Origin of the sequence: Ralstonia psammae, assembly GCF_958405935.1 — a bacterium.
Taxonomy (GTDB): Bacteria; Pseudomonadota; Gammaproteobacteria; order Burkholderiales; family Burkholderiaceae; genus Ralstonia; species Ralstonia psammae.
Genome location: NZ_CATZBU010000005.1, coordinates 36,223 through 54,874 on the forward strand (window position 1 = coordinate 36,223; position 18,652 = coordinate 54,874).

Below are 18,652 nucleotides of genomic sequence, written 5' to 3' on the forward strand. Positions count from 1 at the left end.
ACCGCCCATGACACCGTCCGCCACCTCCGTCTTCCACCGCGACCCGCGCAAGACGCTGCCCACCGCTGTCGGCGGCGAGGGCATGACCCTCATCGACTCCGACGGCAAGCGCTATCTCGATGCCTGCGGCGGTGCCGCCGTTTCATGTCTCGGCCACGGCCACCCGCGCGTAGTGGACGCCATCTGCAAGCAGGTGCGCGCGCTGGCGTATGCGCACACGTCGTTCTTCACGACCGACGTGGCGGAAGAACTGGCCGCGCGCCTGACCGCTGCCGCGCCGGGTGATCTGGATCACGTGTACTTCGTCTCCGGCGGCTCCGAAGCGGTTGAGGCCGCGCTAAAACTCGCACGCCAATACTTCGTTGAAGTTGGTCAGCAGCAGCGCCGGTACTTCATCGCGCGCCGCCAGAGCTATCACGGCAACACGCTCGGCGCGCTGGCGATTGGCGGTAACGCATGGCGCCGAGAGCCCTTCCTGCCGCTGCTAGTGCCTGCTCACCATGTATCGCCATGCTTTGCGTATCGCGAGCGCCTGGATGGTGAGAGCGACGCGCAATACGTGCAGCGTCTGGCCGATGAGCTGGACGCGAAGATCATCGAACTCGGCGCGGAAAATGTCGCTGCCTTCGTCGCCGAGACGGTGGTGGGCGCCACAGCCGGCGCGGTGCCGCCGGTGGGCGATTACTTCCGCAAGATTCGCGCGGTGTGCGACCGCCACGGCGTGCTGCTGTTGCTCGATGAGGTGATGTCCGGCATGGGGCGTACCGGCTACCTGTTCGCCTGCGAGGAAGACGGCGTGGTGCCTGACATGGTCACCATTGCCAAGGGCCTGGGCGGCGGGTATCAGCCGATCGGCGCGACGCTGGTGAATCGCCGTATTTACGACGCGATCACGAACGGCAGCGGCTTCTTCCAGCATGGCCACACCTACATTGGCCACGCGACGGCATGCGCGGCGGCACTGGAAGTCCAGAAGGTGATCGCAGAAGACAACCTGCTCACCAACGTGCAGGCGCGCGGCGAACAACTGCGTGCGGCGCTGCGTGCGCGCTTTGCCGACCACGCACACGTGGGTGACGTGCGCGGCCGCGGACTCTTCGTCGGCGTGGAGCTGGTGGCGGATCGCGCGACCAAGGCGCCGCTGGCGCCTGCACGCAAGACGCACGCACGCGTGAAGGCCGAAGCCATGCAGCGCGGCCTGATGGTCTATCCGATGGGCGGCACGATTGACGGCCGGCGCGGCGACCACATCTTGCTGGCACCGCCGTTCATCGCCAGCGCGCAGGACATCGACGCCATCGTCGAACGCCTGGGCGATGCCGTTGACGCCGCCACCGCCTCCTCACTGGAGGCCGCATGGTGACCCAGCCCATCGCCATCGCCGTGGCGCCCAACGGCGCGCGCAAGACGCACGCCGACCACCCCGCACTGCCGATCACGCCCGACGAACTGGCCGCGTGCGCACGCCAATGCGTGGACGCCGGCGCTGCGATGCTGCATCTGCATGTGCGCCGTCCCGACGGCATGCACAGCCTGGAGCCGGACGACTACCGCCCGGCCATCGCCGCCGTACAACAAGCCGTGGGCGAGGCGCTGGTGATTCAAGTCACCACCGAAGCCGTCGGCATCTACTCGCCCGAACAGCAGATGGCATCGGTGCGCGCGCTGCAGCCGGAAGCGATTTCCGCCGCGCTGCGCGAGCTGGCACCCGATGCTGCGCACGAAGCGCAAGCCGCGCGTTTCTTGGGTGAGCTTGCCGCCGCGCGCACGGCCGTCCAGTACATCCTCTATTCCGCCGACGACGTGGTGCGCTACCGCGACCTGCGTGCGCGGGGCGTGCTGCCCGACACACCCCACTGGGTGCTGTTCGTGCTCGGCCGCTACAGCACGGGCCAGCGTTCCGATCCGTCCGACCTGTTGCCGTTCCTGCAGGCGTGGGCTGACGGCGGTGACCTCACCGCCAACGTGCCGTGGGCGATGTGCGCATTCGGCCCGCGTGAAGCGGAATGCGCGCTCAGCGCAGCACTGCTCGGCGGCCATGCGCGCCTGGGGTTCGAAAACAACATGGCGCTGCCCGACGGCAGCACGGCGCCCGACAACGCGGCGCTCGTCGCCAACCTGCGACGGCACCTCGACGCGCTGCATCGGCCGCTGGCCAGCGCCGCAGATCTGCGCCACTGGTTCGGACGCTGACACGCTCCACATTCATCACCACGAAGCCAAAGCACAGACGGCCGCAACACAACAGGCCGCGCACGACAACCACTGGAGGAAGCATGCGTTTGACCACCCGCTATATCCGATCCATCCCGCTGGCCCTGACCAGCCTGCTCGCGATCAGCGCGCACGCCCAGGCTCTCGACGGCACACTCAAGAAGATCCAGGACAACAACACGATCCTGATCGGCGTGCGCGAATCGTCGATTCCGTTTTCTTACCGCGATAGCAAGAATGAGATCGTCGGCTTCTCCGCAGACCTCTGCTCCCGCGTGATCGACGCCGTCAAGAAGAAGACGGGCAAGCCCAACCTGGAGGTCAAGCAGATTCCGGTGACGTCGCAGAACCGGACATCGCTGGTACAAAACGGCTCGGTGGACCTGGAGTGCGGCGTGACCACGCACCTGAAATCGCGCGAGCAGCAGACGGCGTTTTCGACCACCTTTTTCATCGCCGGCACGCGCCTGCTGACCAACGTGAAATCGGGCGTGAAGGATTTCCCGGACCTGCGGGGCAAGTCGGTCATCACCAACGCGGGCACGACGTCCGAACGCATCCTGCGCAAGATGAACGACGAGAAGAAGATGAACATGAACCTGATCAGCGGCAAGGATTACGGTGAATCGTTCCTCACGCTGCAGAGCGGCCGCGTGGCGGCGTTCATGATGGACGACGTGCTTTTGGCCGGCGCGCGCACGCTGGCACAGAAGCCCGACGACTGGGTCGTGACCGGCGCACCGCAATCGTTCGAGGCCTACGGCTTCATGCTGCGCAAGGACGACCCTCAGTTCAAGACGCTGGTGGACGACACGATGATCGGCGTGATGAAGAGCGGCGAGATCAAGACGCTCTACGCCAAGTGGTTTGAAAAGCCGGTGCCGCCCAAGAACCTGAACTTCAACTTCCCGATGAACGATCAGTTGAAGGCGCTGTACGCCACCCCGAACGACACGCCGTTCGAGTAAGCACGGGCCGCATGGCCGGCCCTGGGTGCCACCTAGATGCCAGCCTGCGCGACCGCCTCGATGCGGGCCTGATGCACGGCTTGTTTGATGTGCGCCGGATTGTCGGCATAGCGCTTGGCGACGGCGCCCGCGTCGATGGATGACGCAGCCTCCAGCGCGCGCAGCAGACGCTCCGTCTGCGGATAGCTGCGATCTTCAAACCCGAGACGACCGCGCGCGTCCGCCTCGCACGCCTGCAGGGCCTGACGGAAACGATCGGGCTTGCGCAGCGCATCGCAGCGCTCCAGCAGGCGCACCAGTGCTGCGGCATCAAAGCCATCGCAGCGGTGGATGTTGCCGTGCTCGCGCGCAACCACCAGCGCCAGCTCGCGGCAATCGGTCGGCACGCGCAGGCGTTGGCACACCGCTTCGATCAGCGGCACGCTGCGCTCTTCGTGGCCGATGTGGCGCGGCAGGATGTCGTCTGGCGTGGTGCCCTTGCCGAGGTCGTGCACCAGCGCGGCGAAGCGCACCGGCAGCGACGTCGCCATCGCTGCGGCCATTTCGATCACCATCATGGTGTGCACGCCGGTATCGACTTCGGGGTGGTAGTCGGCGCGTTGCGGCACGCCCCACAGCCGGTCAAGTTCGGGCAGCAGGCGCACCAGCGCACCGCAGTCGCGCAGCACGGCGAACATGCGCTGAGGATGGGCTTCCATCAGGCCGCGGGCGATTTCCTGCCACACGCGCTCGGGCACCAGCGCATCGACTTCGCCGGCCTGCACCATGCGCTGCATCAACGCGTTGGTTTCTGGCGCGACATGAAAATCGGCAAAGCGCGCCGCAAACCGCGCCAGGCGCAGGATGCGCACCGGGTCTTCCATGAACGCATCGGACACATGCCGGAACGTGCGCGAGGCCAGGTCGGCCTGTCCACCGTACGGATCGATGACGGGACCCACCAGTGCGCCGTCTTCTGCCACGCTTTGTGCCATCGCGTTGATGGTCAGGTCGCGGCGGACGAGGTCGTCTTCGAGCGTGACGTCCGGCGCGTAGTAGACCGAGAACCCCTTGTAGCCGGCGGCCGTCTTGCGCTCGGTGCGAGCGAGCGCGTATTCGGCATGCGTTGCCGGGTGCAGGAACACCGGAAAGTCCTTGCCGACGGCACGGAACCCACGCGCTTCCATGTCGTGCGGCGTGGCGCCGACAACCACGTAATCCTGATCTTGCACCGGCAGCCCGAGCAGCGCATCACGAATGGCGCCGCCCACGGCATACACATCCAGTCCGTGCGTGGCTGGATCGACAACGGCCTCGGTCTTTGTTGCGCGCTCCGTCATTGATTGGCGGCGACCAGCGTGTCTTCGTCCGGCGCGGTGCGGTACGGCTCGTCATCGGCGAGGAAGTCATGCTCGGCGCGTGCACCGTCGATCCACTCCTGCATGGCGGGCAGGTTGAGGATGTCATCGGCGTAGGCCTTGGCGGCCTCCGGCAGACGCACACCGTACGTGGCGAAGCGGCTGACCACCGGCGCGTAGAACGCATCCGCCACCGTGAAGCGGCCGAACAGGAACGGACCTTCCGATGCGTATTTCTGGCGCAGCTCTGTCCACATGCCAGCAATGCGATCGATGTCGCGCTGCACGGCCACGTTCCAGCCCATGCCGGGCAGCACGGCCGTCACGTTCATCGGCATGTTGTTGCGCAGGTTGGTGAAGCCGCTGTGCATTTCAGCGCAGATCGAGCGGGCGTGCGCGCGCGCCTTCGGGTCCTGCGGCCACAGCTGCGCGCGCGGAAAGCGCTCGGCCAGCGTCTCGCAGATGGCGAGCGAATCCCACACATTCATGTCGCCGTCCACCAGCACGGGCACGCGGCCGGCCGGCGAATGACGTGCCACGTCGGCGGCAAAGGTCTCACTCTGCAGGCGCACGCGGATCTCTTCGAACGGAATACCGGCCTGCTTGGCGAGCAGCCACGGGCGTAGCGACCACGACGAATAGTTCTTGTTGCCGATGACCAGTTTCATGATTCCCGTCCTTGGAGAGTGCACAGCATTGTTGTGGGAGCCCGCCAGCATCGCGCGGGAATGCCGGGGCGCTCTGGTCTTGTTGTATCGGAAGCGGCGAGCGGCAGCGCGAAGGCGAACGAATCATTCTAGCCTTGCGCTGCACCGCCACAAAATGAAACGGATTGGCCACGGTTGTGAAGCGGATTCACAAACGAGGCAAATACCCCGGGTTTCCGTAGCGTCTAGCGGTGGACCCGTGTGCGTGCCGCACGCAATCCTCGGTCCGGTCCAAGGCCGGCCAGCGCGGGCAGCATCACCGCCTCCATGCCGAGCGGGTGGATGCCGAGTTCCGGCGCAACCGGTTCCATGCTGACGCTGTCCACGCGCATGGAGTCGAGGTTGTCCCGTGAGACCGGCGCCCCCGGCAGGTGCTCGAGTAGCGCGGCCTGCATGCGGCCCAGGCCTTCGGGAAGCGGCACGATCCAGCGCGGGTGGCCGCTGGCACGCCCCGCAAAGCGCATCAGCTCCGCCAACGTGTAGACGCGCGGCCCGACCAGCGGATACGCGCGCCGGATCGTCGCCGGCTTCTTGAGCGCGTTGATGAACGCGGCGGCCACATCGTCCACATACACGGGCTGAAAGCGCGCATCGGCACAGGCCAGCGGCACGAACGGCGCCATGCGCTGCATGCTCGCAAACAGATTCAGGAAATGATCCTGCGGGCCGAACACCACCGAGGGGCGAAACACCGTCCAGTCGAGATCGCTGTTCATGACCACGCGCTCGCCGTCGCCCTTGCTTCGCAGGTACATCGAGGGGCCCGCGGGGTCGGCGCCCAACGCGCTCATGTGCAGCAGCCGGTTCACGCCATGGCGGCGGCAGGCGGCGACGATGCGGCGGGGCAGGTCGACATGCACGCGCTGGAAGTGCGGGCCATACGGCATCTCGCGCGCATCCTGCAGCGTGCCGACCAGGTTGATGACGGCACAGTGCTCGCCGCCGCGCTCGGTGAGCGCGAGGAAGAGTGCCTCGAGGGCGTCGTCGGCGTAGATGTCGGCATCCATCACGTCCACACGCGGCAGCAGCGTGAGGCTGTGCGCGCGGGCAGACTCAGGATCGCGCGTGGGCACGATCATCCGGCCCTCGGGAAGGCCGGGCGCGGAAAACGTCTCCGTCACGAGCCGCGATAACAATTGCGAACCGATAAAACCGGTACCGCCAAAGACGAGCAGATTGGAGGGCTGCATGGGGGGCATCTCCAAGACGGGAAGGGCAACACCACAATACATCCGGAATGCAATCGCCCCCAAGGTATGTCGACGCGCGGCGTGCTGCCCGCCGCACTACTGTGCGCCAACCAGCGCACGCGCCCATGAAAAACGCCCGCGTTGCGGCGGGCGTTGCGTGACAGCGGGAGGACGATGCGGCAGTTACGGCAGGTCGTCCGGCGTAACGGATTCCGGCGCCACCTTGCCCAGGCGGTCCTTCAGCGACTGTGGACGGCCGGTCAGCAACGCGCTGTAGTACGTCGCGTTCGACAGCACGTTTTTCACATACGTGCGCGTCTCGTTGAACGGGATCGTCTCGGCGAAGATCGCGCCTTCCACCGGGCGCGCGAGCGTCGAGCGCCAGCGTTTCGGGCGGCCCGGGCCCGCGTTGTAGCCGGCGGTGGCCAGGGTGATGGAGCTGTCAAGGTTGGTCAGGATCATCGACAGGTAGGCCGTACCCAGCAGCACGTTGGTATCGATGTCGCTCATCTGCGAGACGCGAAACCCCGGCAGGCCGATCTTCTTGGCAATGTGCTTGGCGGTTTCCGGCATCACCTGCATCAGGCCCGAGGCCCCCACCGACGAACGCGCATCCATGATGAAGCGCGATTCCTGGCGGATCAGGCCGTAGGCCCAGGCAATGTCCAGGCCCACGGCATCCGCGTTGCGTTGGACCACATTGAGGTACGGTGTCGGGAAGCGCAGCGAGAAGTCGTGCTCCGTCTTGGTCTTGTCCGCCGAGTTGACGGTGCGATCAAGCAAGCCAAGCTTGCGACCATATTCCGCTGCGGCCAGCAGTTCGCGGTCGCTCATGTTGCGCAGCTCCCAGTTCCACTCGCGGTTGCCCTCGAAGCGCAGATTCAGGTCGTACAGCTTCTTGGCACGCCCAAAGCCTGGGTGGTTGCGGCCCATCACGTCGATCTCGGCGTCGGTCACGGTCGTGCGCGGCGGCACGGTGATGCGCTGGCCGAGTTCTTCCTGTGCCAGTTGGCCGTAGAAGTTGAACTGCCCGGCAATCGACTGGAACTGCTGGCGGGCTTCGTCGTTGCGGTTGTCGGCTTTGAGCGCGCGGCCGTACCAGTACGCCCAGGCGGGATCACGATCGCGCAGGCTCGGGCGCATTTTCTCAATGGCCTGGCGCACCATCTTCCAGTCACCCGCGCGCAGGGCGCTGCGCACACGCCATTCCTGCGAATCATCCGACAGGTAGGCATCGCCGCCGAGCGTCATCTGGCGGCGGTAGGCATCCAAGGCATCGGGCGTCTGCTTCTTGGCGGCGTACTGGCCGATCACGCCCCAGCCCGCGCCCTGTTCTTCGCGCGACAGGCCGCCGCTTTGCGCCAGCAGATACGCCGTTGCCTGCGACGGGTCGTTGCGCGCCATGCGCGTCACGTTGGCCAGCGTGTCGTTGTCGACGCGATCGCCCTCGGGCAGCACCGCCGCAATGCGCGAGGCCTGCGTGACGAGGTTCTGCTCAAGCGACAGCCGAGCCGCAAAGGCCACATCCGCACGCGTGAACTGCTTCGACTGCGCCAGATAGCCGATCAGGTCGACACAGCCTTCGCCATAGCCCTTGGGGTCCGACAGCGTGTTGCGAGCATCGGCGGCCACGTTCTGGCCCTTCATCGCGCGCGAGAGCAGGGCATAGCACTCGACCTGCGTATCGTCCTTCAGGACGAAGTTGGGGTATTCGGCATCGAAGGTTGCCCAATCGCGCTTCTTGCCAAGCACGAGCAGCCAGTCGTTGCGCAACCGGTCGGCAATCGCTTCGCCCTTGTAGCGCTGCAGGAACGGGCGGATCTCGTCTTCCGGTGCGTCGGTACGTGCATAGCCGCTGGCATCGAACAGCTGCGGCTTGATGCGGAAATACTGCACGTAAGACTGGATCGGGTAATCGGCGAGGCTGTCGGCCAGCTCCCAGCTGCGCGACACATCGTTGCGGCGCGCAGCGTTGCGCAGCTCGACAAACGCATCGTCCGGATTGGCCGGAATGCCTTGCGGCGCCTGGCGCTTGGCGGCCACCGCCAACGGCGTCGGGCCGACCACACTCATGCCCACCACGCCCGCAAAAGCCAGCGCGACCGCGCGATATACTGCCTTGGCCTTCAATGTCATCTCCTGCCCCATCCAATCACTGTTAGGTCCGCCGAATTATCCCATGCCAGCCTTAGGGAACCCGCACGATCCGGCCAATCCCACCACGCCAATCGAATCGCGCCGCACGCTGCGCACCATGTTGCTCGATGCACGCGCCGCGCTGCCCGATCGCCTTGCACACGATGCCACGCTGGCGCACCACCTGGCGGAGTTGCTGAACGCACTGCCCGTCAAACGCCTGGCCGCCTACTGGCCAACGCAGGGAGAGTTCGATGCGTTGACCGTGCTGGACCACTGGTTGGCGGCCGACGCCACGCGCCATGCACTGCTGCCCGTAGTGACTGACAAATGTTCACCCCTCCAGTTTCGGCGATGGACGCCCAATTGTGAAATGACGCCTGGCGCGTACAACATCCCCATCCCCCGCTCGGGCGAGATGGAAACGCCCGATGCCTTGCTGATCCCTTGCGTGGGCTTTGACGCGCAGCACTATCGCATCGGCTACGGCGGCGGCTTCTACGATCGCACGCTGGCTGCGCTGCATGCCGCCGGACACCGCCCACGCACCATTGGCGTGGCGTATGAAGTGAACCGCGTGGAATCCATCGCACCGCAATCGCACGACATCGCGCTCGACTGCATCGTCACCGAGCGCGGCGCGTTTTAATCCGTCACAGGAAGCCTATGTCCTACACGCTGAAAACCGTTGCCGACCTTGAGGCCGTGTACGGCACCCCGAACCCGCGCTCGCTGCTCAAGGAGATCGACCATCTGAACGCCGACTACCGCGCGTTCGTGGAGGCGTCGCCGTTCATCGTGCTTTCGTCGGTGGGCGCGCAAGGCACAGATGCCTCGCCCAAGGGCGACGCGCCGGGCTTCGTGCGCATTCTTGATGAACGCACGCTGGCGATCCCCGATCGGCCCGGCAACAACCGCATCGACAACCTGCGCAACATCGTTGAAGACGGGCGCGTGTCGGTGCTCTTTATCGTGCCGGGGGCGGGTGAAACGTTACGCGTGAACGGCACGGCCACCCTCTCGGCTGACCCGGCATTGCTCGCGTCATTTGCGGTGCAGGACAAGCTGCCGCGCTGCGTGATCCTTGTGCAGGTGCAGACGGTGTACTTCCACTGTTCGAAGGCGCTGGTGCGTTCAAAGCTGTGGGAGCGCGGCGCGCAGGAAACCAAGCCGGCCCTGCCCACCGCCGGCAAGATCCTGCAGCACATCAGCGGTGGCGCATTCGATGGCGACGCCTACGATCGCGAATTGCCGGAGCGGCTGAAGACCACGCTGTACTGAGCGTTCAGCGCTTGGTCGCTTTTTTTGCGGCGGCCTTCTTGGCGGGTGCTTTATTGGCGGCGACCTTTTGGGTCGCCGTTGTCTTGGGTGTCTTGGCTGACTTTGCCGCGGCACGTTTGGGCTTGGCCACCTTTGCATTGGCATCCCGCAGCGCCGCTTCAATCCCCAGCCGTGCCCAGTCTCGCAACGGCTGCCCACCGTCGAGCGCTTCTGCCGGCGTGCTCAGATAGCCCGTCATGCTAATGGTGCGGCCGTTGCGCTCGTAACTGAACGGCGTGCATTTTTCAGCGAGAAAACGTTCACGCGTGAGGTCGTCCACGCGCAGGTAAGACGTGCCGCGCAGCACCAGTGCAAAGACGATGTCGTCGTAGTACAGCGCCGCACCGCTGAACATCCGGCGGGCACGGATCTCGCCGATTTGCGCGGCAAGCGGCCGAAGCTCGTCAAGCAACCAGGCGATCAGCGGATCGGGTGCGGCTGCCATGACGATCTCCCTTGCTTAGCGCCTTTTTTACAGGCCCAGACGCTGCCAGATGGCGCGCGTGGAACCGGCAGCGTTGAGCGTGTAGAAGTGCAGGCCCGGCGCGCCGCCTTGCAGCAGGCGGTCGCACATGGCTGTCACCACGTCCAGGCCGAAGGCGCGGATCGATTCACGGTCGTCGCCGAAGCCCTCGAGGCGCTTGGCGATCCAGCGCGGCACTTCCGCACCGCACATCTCGGAAAAGCGCATGAGCTGCGACGAATTCGTGATCGGCATGATGCCGGGCACGATGGGAACGTCCACGCCGAGCTTGCGTGCGTCGTCAACGAACTGGAAATACGCGTCGGCGTTGAAGAAGTACTGCGTGATGGCGGAGTCCGCACCCGCCTTCACCTTGCGGGCGAAGTTCTCCAGATCGTGCCGCGCCGAGCGCGACTGCGGGTGGTATTCCGGATACGCCGCCACTTCGATGTGGAAAGCCTTGCCGGTTTCCTGACGGATGAACTCGACCAGCTCGTTGGCGAAGCGGAATTCACCGATCTCGCCCATGCCCGAGGGCATGTCGCCGCGCAGGGCCACGATGCGGCGGATGCCGTGTTCGCGATACGTATTGAGGATGCCGCGAATGCTCTCGCGCGACGAACCGACACACGACAGGTGCGGCGCCGCCTCGATGCCTTCGCGCTGAATTTCCACCACGGCGTCGAGCGTGCCCTGTTGCGTGGTGCCGCCCGCGCCGAACGTCACGGAGATGAAGCGCGGCTTGAGCGGCGAGAGTTGCGCGCGCGTATTGCGCAGCTTCTCGGCGCCTTCCGCCGTCTTGGGCGGGAAGAATTCGAAACTGAATTGACGGTCTTGCATCACAGAAACCTTAAGCCTCGCGCAACAACAGGCTCGAGAGCAGCCACGAGATCACGCTGTACAGGATGGAACCCAACAGCGCCGCGCCAAAACTTGCCACCTGAAAGCCTGCCAGCAGGTTGCCGACAAACAGGAACAGCAGCGCGTTGATGATGAAGATGAACAGCCCGAGCGTGAGCAGCGTCACCGGCAGGGTGAGGATCACCAGGATCGGACGGATCAGCGTGTTGACGAGACCCAGCACGAGCGCCGCGATCAGCGCAGAGCCGAAGCCGTTGACGTGGATGCCTTTGAGCAGATAGGCGACAAGAAGCAACGCCAGCGCGTTGATGACCCAGACAGCGAGCAGTCTCATGGGGAGTCCTCGGTTGAGTGCCGGCGGCTGGGAATGCCGCCGGCGGGTACGGCTTAGTAGCGGTAGTGGTCAGCCTTGTACGGGCCTTCCTTCTTCACGCCAATGTATGCAGCTTGCTGGTCGGTCAGCTCGGTCAGCTGCGCATTCAGCTTCTTGAGTTGCAGGCGCGCGACCTTCTCGTCCAGATGCTTGGGCAGCGTGTAGACGCCCACCGGGTACTTGTTCGAGCCCTTTTGCGCTTCCGTCCACAGCTCGATCTGCGCGATGGTCTGGTTGGCGAACGAGCTGCTCATCACGTACGACGGGTGGCCCGTGGCGCAGCCGAGGTTCACCAGGCGGCCCTTGGCCAGGATGATGATCTTCTTGCCGTCGGGGAAGATCACGTGATCGACCTGCGGCTTGATCTCTTCCCACTGGTACTTCTCAACGGACGCGATATCGATCTCGTTGTCGAAGTGGCCGATGTTGCAGACGATGGCCTGGTCCTTCATCTTGGCCATGTGGTCATGCGTGATGACGTGGTAGTTGCCCGTGCAGGTGACGAAGATGTCGCCATGCTCGGCGGCGTAGTCCATCGTCACCACGCGATAGCCTTCCATGGCGGCCTGCAGCGCGCAGATCGGGTCGATTTCCGTCACCCACACCTGGGCCGACAGCGCACGCAGCGCCTGGGCCGAGCCCTTGCCCACGTCGCCGTAGCCGGCCACGATCGCCACCTTGCCCGCGATCATCACGTCGGTCGCGCGCTTGATGCCGTCGACCAGCGATTCACGGCAACCGTACAGGTTGTCGAACTTGCTCTTGGTGACCGAGTCGTTCACGTTGATGGCCGGGAAGCGCAGTTCGCCACGTTGGGCCATCTGGTACAGCCGATGCACGCCCGTGGTGGTTTCTTCGGTCACACCCTTGATGGCGTCGAGGTTGCGGCTGTAGAAGGTCGCGTCCTTCGCGAGCTTTTCCTTGATGGCCGCGAACAGGAAGGTCTCTTCTTCGCTGGTCGGCTTGGCAATGACGGAAGCGTCTGTCTCAGCGCGTGCGCCCAGGTGCAGCAGCAGCGTTGCGTCGCCACCGTCGTCCAGGATCATGTTCGGTGTGCCGCCGCCGGCCCATTCGAAGATGCGGTGGGTGAAGTCCCAGTATTCCTTGAGCGACTCGCCCTTGAACGCAAACACCGGCGTGCCCGATGCGGCGATGGCCGCGGCGGCGTGGTCCTGCGTCGAGAAGATGTTGCACGAGGCCCAGCGCACGTCGGCGCCGAGCGCCTTGAGCGTCTCGATCAGCACGGCGGTCTGGATGGTCATGTGCAGCGAGCCGGCGATGCGCGCGCCCTTGAGCGGCTGGCTGGCAGCAAATTCGTCGCGAATCGCCATCAAGCCGGGCATTTCCGTCTCGGCAATGGCGATTTCCTTGCGGCCCCAGTCGGCCAGCTTGATGTCGGCGACGAGGTAATCGTGTTTCAGATCGGTGACAGCGTTCATTGGATCACTCCGGAAAAGAGGGTGACCGCACGCGGTGAGAGGACCACTGAGACGGGGCCCATGCTGGGGCCCCGGATAGATGCGTTCTCGCCATCGTGTCAGCCACGATACTGCGAGCGCCGTTTGAACTTCCGAGCCTGGCGGCCACCCGTCAAGACGATGGGGTCCGTTGCAACGCTCCTCGGAATGGGCTGGATTGTAGCGGATTTGGGTGGCACTTCCACCAGTTCAATTGAGCTTTTTCCGCATGCACGTGCGCGCACGATCACAGGCCTGGCCCGACACGGCGTGGTGTCAAGCAAGGCGATCCCTTCACGTAATCGCCCTGCTGGGGACCGCACCTGCCGGACTAGATGGACTGCTAATTGTTGATGGCAATAATCTTGATGGTCGTCTTGCCAGAGGTTGGATCGACGATGCCGCTGATCCAAACTTGACCGCTCCCCACCATCAAACCTCGATAGCTGACAAACAGATCTTCGAATCGCTGCGTTTCGATGGCGTGCTTCACTTTGGCATCGAAGATCATGGGGTAGGTCTTCTTGAACGCCGCTGGAGTACGGATGATGATTTCTCTCTTGGAGAGATGGGTACGTAAGGGGTATCGGATGAGCTGGCTGAGCGTGTCTCCATCATCATGCATTGCAGCAATCTTGAGGCAGTCAAAAAAAATTCTCGCCTCCTCCAGATTGAGACCGGCTTGTTCGCTCAGTGCTCTGCGAAATTCGTTTTCTGCTGCCGGCGACGGGAAGGCGAGTGCGGTTGCAGCCTGATAATCGGGTTCGCTGGCAAGCACGCTCACACAGCTCGCATGCGCCATGGCAGACAGCAATGAAAACGCGACGATTGCGATGGCTGTCGAGATGCACTTGAGTCTAGTGTGTAGAGTCATAGTTCCCACTCAAATACATGCCGTGTTCCTGTCTCCGCCTCTTCACAAGACCGGAAATTCCGCCATTTGTAATATCCAAGAACTCTTTTGCTGCATCCGAGTAGGCTCCTGAATTGATCTTTCGACAGAGCCCGGGAGCAATCCTCGCAATGTCTCCTACGTTGAAAGCCAATGAGCACAGAGCATCAAACTCTCGTTGGTATAGCGGGACGCGAATAGCCATACGAATATTTTTCTCATACTTCAACGCATCTGAGCCAAAGAGCGAGGTAGCGCGAGCAGCTCATCTACTTTTCGGAACATGCGTATCCATCGGCATTCTTGAAGGGCTTTATCAATGCCATCAAATGCGTACCTGTCGATGTCACTCGAGGGGAGCGACGAATCCGCGCACGTGGGAAGTGTTGGCCGCTATCGAACGCCTGCACGTTTGCGCCGCATAGCGATTGTTGCGGATTTGGGCTGGGAAGCGGCTACCGGTTCTGCGACCCTGTTGCCCCGTATAGGTGCTCGTTCTGCCACTGCCTTGCGGCAAATCTGGGGAGGCTCAGATTCACCAATCAACCGGTGCGTTTGCCGACTCTTTTAACCATTCGGCATAGTCTACAGAAGGCATATTGATGTTGACTCGTCGCAGCAATACGTGCTCAGACCGGATATCGCTTGTTGGGTCGTAACCACTTTTGTGGATGAGACGGCCTTCTAAAGTGCTGCGTGAAATTTTCCCGTGGAACTCGAACACATCCCGAGCCGGCCGCCCTTGCGGGCCTGAATCTCGGGTGAATTCGAAGCCAGTCGAAAGCTTGGCACCAAAGGTAACGGTGTGAGCCGACAGATCGATCTTAGCGTTGTAGATAGGGCCACTGGGTGCCTCGATACCGGTTGAGACGTAGAACTTGCCGAATACGTGCGATCCCTCTCGATAAAGGTCGACGGCATAGCCCTCGCTGTGGGGGTCACCAGTAGTAGCTGTAGTCTTCTGGTTAGAGAAATACCCCACATGGGTGGAGGTTGGAGGCGTCGCAGAGCACGCCGCACTGATAAGAAGCAACGTAAGGAACAGAAATCGGTGCATGTCAGTGTCCGTCTGTTGACCAATGAGGTTTGTCGGTTGCACCGCCAACGAATTTGATTACGCTGTAGCTGCGACCTACCTCCTTGAGTTTGGCGTTCATACCGTCTTTCGGGGTTGTGGCAATCGTAACGGTTTCACCTGAAGCATCTTCTATAAGCAATGTGCCTGTCCACGAAATCGACATATCAATGGCTTTGCGTTGAGTATGCCGAGTTGCCAAGGCCGGAGGGATTTGAAGGTGCTGCATACCATATGCATTGACCATATTCCGAGCGGCTCTCACAGACGCCTCCAGCGTTGAATGCACCCATTCGATGTTAACGCCATCCATTGGAGGGACCGACGACGGAGGCGTCCCATGGGCAATTTTCCATGACCAATGCATCAAGTACGCGCGCTGTGGCGGACGATATGTCGCCGAGACCCTGATAGTGGCGCCAGCATTTCGCATGGCCTCAATGAAGCGATCTACTGATTGGCGGAATTCGGGCGTCAGCGCTGACGTGTTATCGCTTCCAGGAAACCTAGCAACCCATTGCGCACCGCTTAATTCGTTGCCTCCACTAACAAGCGCAGGGCTCTGATTCGCTTGAGGTGTCAGTTGGGCTGTTGTCATAGTATGGAATCTCGATTTTTGCGTTAAGCGCTCTGTCAGCGGCAACGTTCAACGTGTAACCATTCTCATCAGTCACGCCCACAAATTGCCTGCCGTCTTCAAGAGTGATTCTGTAACCCACGTGGCAGAGGTCTTTTCCTGTCTGCTCGTGCTTTGCATGAAAGAACAGGTCGTAGTGCCCAAGTGAGTTGGCCTGTGCTGCATTGGCAAAATCAGCACCTGACTGATAGTGCGTACCTCTCGCACCGCCCATGTCCTCATACCAAGCTTCGCCTGCAAGCACTGCAACGATGCGCTTTGGATGCAGGCATTTGCACAGCACTTCGTCACCATCCAAAGCAACTTCGCCCATGAAATTCATCCGGCGGGGGCCACCCGCCTTGGTAATGATGCCGACGCTCTTGCACACCTCGCAGTAGGCTTGGCCGCCAATCAGGGCGACTTGGTGACCAGCATTTCCAAAGGTGCAGGCAGGCCCCGCATAGGACAGGACCGTTCCGCCATTCAGAAGCGTGTCACCAACAACAGCAATTCTTCGCATCATGGTTCGACCTCCACCGTGCAGCACGGTCTCCATTCGTTCCACATAACGCATTTCTCCGTTTCGATTTGTCATTCGCCCCTATACATGCATCGACTCTTGCGATGCCGGTGGCTTCTATGAATTGTCTTGGGCAAATCGGCTGATTTCGCGGAGTTGGCGAAATATGACAACTGAGCACGTTGATCCCGTCGCTATAATCCCCACCGTCACCGCCTCAACGGTGACCGGGTTTCGCAGCCCATCTCCTCCTCTTTTTTCCCAGACGGACAGCCGCCTTTCGCGCGGCGTTTTCATGTCCGGTGCTTGCGCACGCCTATGCTTTTCATGGCGGGCCGGGCAGGGAGACCTTCGGGTCTGCCGGCAATGCTGGGATAGGAGGCCGGTCTGCGAACCCTGTCGTCAGGCCCGCCACCCTCGTTTCGCAGCGAGCGGCGAGCCTCCCTCTACCTATCCCCGGAGGCCACATGGCTACCGCACTCAGCGGGCATCGCCCCGCGTCTTACCCTTCCCCGCCCCCATGGCACCCTTGGCTTCCCACGCAATCGGGGGGTGCCGCATGTCGTTGACCAAGAACCGCCTCTACCTCGACGGCGCAGTCTCGGCGCGCGCGTTTCTGTGCCGCACGCGCACCGACATGCGTACCCACGGCCAATGCCGGCTGGGCGTGCTGCGCGAGCAGCTCACCTACTTCTCGGAACACGCGTATCCGCCGGCATTCGTGAAGGGCTTTGTCGATGCCATCGATGCGTTCGTGTCGATGTCGCTCGGGGGGAGCGACGTGGACCCGCGCACGTGGGAGGTGTTGGCCGCCATCGAGCGGCGGCGGGTTTCCGCCGCATAACAACAGCAAGACGTATCTCCGGGGCGGGCCGGAGATAGGCAAGGCAATCAACGAGGCCCCCCATCGTCTCGCGCGTACCGGCCCACACGCGGCGGTGTCAAGGCGTTGTCACATTCGAACCTTGCGATCGGGTTAGCAAGTGGCGCAGCCGCATCACGGACCTGCAACACGCGGCCACCAAAGTGCCGGGCATCGTTCAGGGAGCCAACGATGCACAACCATAAACTCACGAAGTACGCCGCCGCCGCGGCCGCTGCACTGGCCATGGCTGCGTGCGGCAGCGACGGCACGTCCAGCAACGCCGGCACTGCCGCGCCGGACGCCGGCACGCCTGCCACCACCCCGACCAAGAACGTCGTGTTCTTCCTGGGCGACGGCATGGGCCTGACCACCATGACCGCCGCACGCATCTACAAGGTGGGCGAAGACGGCGAGCTGACCATGGACACGCTGCCGGAAACCGGCTTCGTGCGCACGTTCTCGAACAACGCGCAGGTGACCGACTCGGCGCCGTCGATGTCGGCGTACATGACCGGCGTGAAGATGAACAACGAGGTCATCTCCATGTCGGCCGACACGATGGCCTATGACGCGGGCGGCAAAGACTATCTGTCGGGCGCCGACAGCACCTGCCCGAGCGGCAACGGCAAGCCCGTCACGACGCTGCTCGAACTGATGAAGGCCGCGGGCTACGGCACGGGCGTGGTCACCACCACGCGCATCACGCACGCCACGCCGGCTGCAACCTACTCGCACATCTGCCACCGCGACGGCGAGAACACCATCGCCGCGCAGCTCACGCCGGCAGGCAAGGGCTTCAACACCGCGCTGGGCGACGGCGTGGACGTCGTCTTCGGCGGCGGGCGCAAGCACTTCCAGCCGAGCACCGCGGGCGGCGCCCGCACCGACGGCCGCGACCTGATCGCTGAACTCAAGGCCGGCGGCTATCGCTACGCCAGCAACAAGGCCGAGTTCGACACGCTGCAAGCCACCGACGGCAAGGTCGTGGGCCTGTTCACCAGCAGCCACATGTCGTACGACCTGGACCGCGATCCGAGCAAGGAACCGAGCCTGGGTGAGATGACCAACAAGGCCATCGACGTGCTCGCCGCCAAGAAGAAGGGCTTCTTCCTGATGGTGGAAGGCGGCCGCATCGACCATGCGCTGCACGAGACCACCGCCCGCAAGGCACTGCAGGACACCGTGGCGTTCGACTCAGCCATCCGCGGCGCGATCGACAAGCTGAACACGATCGATCCGGGCCTGAAGAACACGCTGATCGTCGTCACGGCTGACCACGACCACACGCTGGTGCTCAACGGCTACGCCAAGCGCACGGGCCCGACCAGCGACAGCAACCCCGGCGTGCTGGGCCTGCTGAAGAACTACGTGACAGGCGCCAACGCCACCGACACGGGCGGCAACCCGTTCACCATCATCGGCTTCGGCACCGGCGAGAACCGCCCGGCCACGCGCGGCGCACTGACCGATGCTGCCGTGTACGACAAGACCTACCACCAGGAAGCTGTCATCCCGGTCGCGCCGGGCGGCGAAACGCACGGCGGCACCGACGTCTTCATCGGCGCACGCGGCCTGGGCGCCGAGCGCTTTACCGGCACGATGGACAACACCGAGGTCTTCGGCCTCATCAAACAGGCCGTGGGTCTGTAAGAGGG

The 18,652-nt window shown here is 63.3% G+C and carries 20 protein-coding genes and 1 riboswitch; of the genes, 7 read left to right on the forward strand and 13 right to left on the reverse strand.

The window, feature by feature from the left end; all coding sequences use genetic code 11:
- The first annotated feature begins 7 nt into the window (after window positions 1–7).
- The 3 genes from R2N16_RS12265 (at window position 8) to R2N16_RS12275 (ending at window position 3,182) form a co-directional block, all read left to right on the forward strand.
- Complete coding sequence (locus R2N16_RS12265) at window positions 8–1,363, forward strand: aspartate aminotransferase family protein (protein ID WP_316665969.1); 1,356 nt, start codon at window positions 8–10, stop codon at window positions 1,361–1,363.
- Window positions 1,357–2,193, forward strand: a complete 837-nt coding sequence (locus tag R2N16_RS12270) for a beta-keto acid cleavage family enzyme (protein ID WP_316665970.1) — start codon at window positions 1,357–1,359, stop codon at window positions 2,191–2,193. Before R2N16_RS12265 ends, R2N16_RS12270 begins: the two co-directional genes overlap by 7 nt.
- 83 nt (window positions 2,194–2,276) lie before the next feature.
- On the forward strand, window positions 2,277–3,182 hold the full coding sequence (locus R2N16_RS12275) for a glutamate/aspartate ABC transporter substrate-binding protein (protein WP_316665971.1): 906 nt from the start codon (window positions 2,277–2,279) through the stop codon (window positions 3,180–3,182).
- A gap of 32 nt (window positions 3,183–3,214) precedes the next feature.
- Here the strand turns inward: R2N16_RS12275 and R2N16_RS12280 are convergent, their stop codons facing one another.
- The 4 genes from R2N16_RS12280 to R2N16_RS12295 form a co-directional block, all read right to left on the reverse strand.
- On the reverse strand, window positions 3,215–4,447 hold the full coding sequence (locus R2N16_RS12280) for a multifunctional CCA addition/repair protein (RefSeq protein ID WP_428984130.1): 1,233 nt from the start codon (window positions 4,445–4,447) through the stop codon (window positions 3,215–3,217).
- A 50-nt stretch (window positions 4,448–4,497) separates the two neighbouring features.
- Window positions 4,498–5,187, reverse strand: a complete 690-nt coding sequence (locus tag R2N16_RS12285; protein WP_316665973.1) for a glutathione S-transferase family protein — start codon at window positions 5,185–5,187, stop codon at window positions 4,498–4,500.
- A 224-nt stretch (window positions 5,188–5,411) separates the two neighbouring features.
- On the reverse strand, window positions 5,412–6,416 hold the full coding sequence (locus R2N16_RS12290) for a complex I NDUFA9 subunit family protein (RefSeq protein ID WP_316665974.1): 1,005 nt from the start codon (window positions 6,414–6,416) through the stop codon (window positions 5,412–5,414).
- 183 nt (window positions 6,417–6,599) lie between these two features.
- Window positions 6,600–8,552 (reverse strand): lytic transglycosylase domain-containing protein, encoded by a 1,953-nt coding sequence (locus tag R2N16_RS12295; RefSeq protein WP_316665975.1) that lies wholly within the window; start codon window positions 8,550–8,552, stop codon window positions 6,600–6,602.
- 43 nt (window positions 8,553–8,595) lie between these two features.
- On the opposite strand from R2N16_RS12295, the gene R2N16_RS12300 reads away from it, so the two are divergent.
- Together R2N16_RS12300 and R2N16_RS12305 are read left to right on the forward strand one after the other, a co-directional pair.
- Window positions 8,596–9,201: a 5-formyltetrahydrofolate cyclo-ligase gene (locus R2N16_RS12300; RefSeq protein WP_316665976.1), complete on the forward strand. Its 606-nt coding sequence runs from the start codon at window positions 8,596–8,598 to the stop codon at window positions 9,199–9,201.
- Window positions 9,202–9,218: 17 nt separating this feature from the next.
- Complete coding sequence (locus tag R2N16_RS12305) at window positions 9,219–9,833, forward strand: pyridoxamine 5'-phosphate oxidase family protein (protein WP_316665977.1); 615 nt, start codon at window positions 9,219–9,221, stop codon at window positions 9,831–9,833.
- Between the two features lie 4 nt (window positions 9,834–9,837).
- On the opposite strand, the gene R2N16_RS12310 is transcribed toward R2N16_RS12305, so the two are convergent.
- From R2N16_RS12310 to R2N16_RS12345, 9 genes are all read right to left on the reverse strand, one after another.
- The gene (locus R2N16_RS12310; protein ID WP_316665978.1) at window positions 9,838–10,317 is read right to left on the reverse strand and encodes a TfoX/Sxy family protein; all 480 of its coding nucleotides are present in this window, start codon (window positions 10,315–10,317) and stop codon (window positions 9,838–9,840) included.
- Window positions 10,318–10,344: 27 nt separating this feature from the next.
- Window positions 10,345–11,175, reverse strand: a complete 831-nt coding sequence (gene metF, locus R2N16_RS12315; RefSeq protein ID WP_316665979.1) for a methylenetetrahydrofolate reductase [NAD(P)H] — start codon at window positions 11,173–11,175, stop codon at window positions 10,345–10,347.
- Window positions 11,176–11,185: 10 nt separating this feature from the next.
- A complete protein-coding gene (locus tag R2N16_RS12320; protein ID WP_004628357.1) occupies window positions 11,186–11,530 on the reverse strand; it encodes a phage holin family protein in 345 nt (114 codons plus the stop codon).
- Between the two features lie 53 nt (window positions 11,531–11,583).
- Window positions 11,584–13,008: an adenosylhomocysteinase gene (gene ahcY / locus R2N16_RS12325; protein ID WP_316665980.1), complete on the reverse strand. Its 1,425-nt coding sequence runs from the start codon at window positions 13,006–13,008 to the stop codon at window positions 11,584–11,586.
- 107 nt (window positions 13,009–13,115) lie between these two features.
- A riboswitch (S-adenosyl-L-homocysteine riboswitch) is annotated at window positions 13,116–13,197 on the reverse strand.
- A 172-nt stretch (window positions 13,198–13,369) separates the two neighbouring features.
- Complete coding sequence (locus tag R2N16_RS12330) at window positions 13,370–13,810, reverse strand: hypothetical protein (RefSeq protein ID WP_316665981.1); 441 nt, start codon at window positions 13,808–13,810, stop codon at window positions 13,370–13,372.
- A gap of 73 nt (window positions 13,811–13,883) precedes the next feature.
- Complete coding sequence (locus R2N16_RS25510) at window positions 13,884–14,123, reverse strand: glycoside hydrolase family protein (RefSeq protein ID WP_428984123.1); 240 nt, start codon at window positions 14,121–14,123, stop codon at window positions 13,884–13,886.
- 330 nt (window positions 14,124–14,453) lie between these two features.
- Entirely contained in the window at window positions 14,454–14,975 is a 522-nt protein-coding gene (locus R2N16_RS12335; protein ID WP_316665982.1) for a hypothetical protein, read from the reverse strand.
- A 1-nt stretch (window position 14,976) separates the two neighbouring features.
- Window positions 14,977–15,306, reverse strand: a complete 330-nt coding sequence (locus R2N16_RS12340; RefSeq protein WP_316665983.1) for a hypothetical protein — start codon at window positions 15,304–15,306, stop codon at window positions 14,977–14,979.
- A 232-nt stretch (window positions 15,307–15,538) separates the two neighbouring features.
- Window positions 15,539–16,168 carry a PAAR domain-containing protein gene (locus R2N16_RS12345; protein ID WP_316665984.1) on the reverse strand — a complete coding sequence of 210 codons (630 nt, stop codon included), beginning with the start codon at window positions 16,166–16,168 and terminating at the stop codon, window positions 15,539–15,541.
- A 523-nt stretch (window positions 16,169–16,691) separates the two neighbouring features.
- Between R2N16_RS12345 and R2N16_RS12350 the strand changes: the two genes are divergently transcribed.
- Together R2N16_RS12350 and R2N16_RS12355 are read left to right on the forward strand one after the other, a co-directional pair.
- Window positions 16,692–16,976, forward strand: coding sequence for a hypothetical protein (locus R2N16_RS12350; RefSeq protein ID WP_316665985.1), 285 nt, complete (start codon window positions 16,692–16,694; stop codon window positions 16,974–16,976).
- A gap of 210 nt (window positions 16,977–17,186) precedes the next feature.
- Window positions 17,187–18,647 carry an alkaline phosphatase gene (locus tag R2N16_RS12355; protein ID WP_316665986.1) on the forward strand — a complete coding sequence of 487 codons (1,461 nt, stop codon included), beginning with the start codon at window positions 17,187–17,189 and terminating at the stop codon, window positions 18,645–18,647.
- Window positions 18,648–18,652 lie beyond the last annotated feature (5 nt).

Coding starts and splice junctions, on each gene's coding strand:
- R2N16_RS12265 (WP_316665969.1), top strand. CDS start 8: ATGACACCGTCCGCCACCTCCGTCTTCCACCGCGACCCGCGCAAGACG.
- R2N16_RS12270 (WP_316665970.1), top strand. CDS start 1,357: ATGGTGACCCAGCCCATCGCCATCGCCGTGGCGCCCAACGGCGCGCGC.
- R2N16_RS12275 (WP_316665971.1), top strand. CDS start 2,277: ATGCGTTTGACCACCCGCTATATCCGATCCATCCCGCTGGCCCTGACC.
- R2N16_RS12285 (WP_316665973.1), bottom strand. CDS start 5,187: ATGAAACTGGTCATCGGCAACAAGAACTATTCGTCGTGGTCGCTACGC.
- R2N16_RS12290 (WP_316665974.1), bottom strand. CDS start 6,416: ATGCAGCCCTCCAATCTGCTCGTCTTTGGCGGTACCGGTTTTATCGGT.
- R2N16_RS12295 (WP_316665975.1), bottom strand. CDS start 8,552: ATGACATTGAAGGCCAAGGCAGTATATCGCGCGGTCGCGCTGGCTTTT.
- R2N16_RS12300 (WP_316665976.1), top strand. CDS start 8,596: ATGCCAGCCTTAGGGAACCCGCACGATCCGGCCAATCCCACCACGCCA.
- R2N16_RS12305 (WP_316665977.1), top strand. CDS start 9,219: ATGTCCTACACGCTGAAAACCGTTGCCGACCTTGAGGCCGTGTACGGC.
- R2N16_RS12310 (WP_316665978.1), bottom strand. CDS start 10,317: ATGGCAGCCGCACCCGATCCGCTGATCGCCTGGTTGCTTGACGAGCTT.
- metF (WP_316665979.1), bottom strand. CDS start 11,175: ATGCAAGACCGTCAATTCAGTTTCGAATTCTTCCCGCCCAAGACGGCG.
- R2N16_RS12320 (WP_004628357.1), bottom strand. CDS start 11,530: ATGAGACTGCTCGCTGTCTGGGTCATCAACGCGCTGGCGTTGCTTCTT.
- ahcY (WP_316665980.1), bottom strand. CDS start 13,008: ATGAACGCTGTCACCGATCTGAAACACGATTACCTCGTCGCCGACATC.
- R2N16_RS25510 (WP_428984123.1), bottom strand. CDS start 14,123: ATGGCTATTCGCGTCCCGCTATACCAACGAGAGTTTGATGCTCTGTGC.
- R2N16_RS12335 (WP_316665982.1), bottom strand. CDS start 14,975: ATGCACCGATTTCTGTTCCTTACGTTGCTTCTTATCAGTGCGGCGTGC.
- R2N16_RS12340 (WP_316665983.1), bottom strand. CDS start 15,306: ATGGATGGCGTTAACATCGAATGGGTGCATTCAACGCTGGAGGCGTCT.
- R2N16_RS12345 (WP_316665984.1), bottom strand. CDS start 16,168: ATGGAGACCGTGCTGCACGGTGGAGGTCGAACCATGATGCGAAGAATT.
- R2N16_RS12350 (WP_316665985.1), top strand. CDS start 16,692: ATGTCGTTGACCAAGAACCGCCTCTACCTCGACGGCGCAGTCTCGGCG.
- R2N16_RS12355 (WP_316665986.1), top strand. CDS start 17,187: ATGCACAACCATAAACTCACGAAGTACGCCGCCGCCGCGGCCGCTGCA.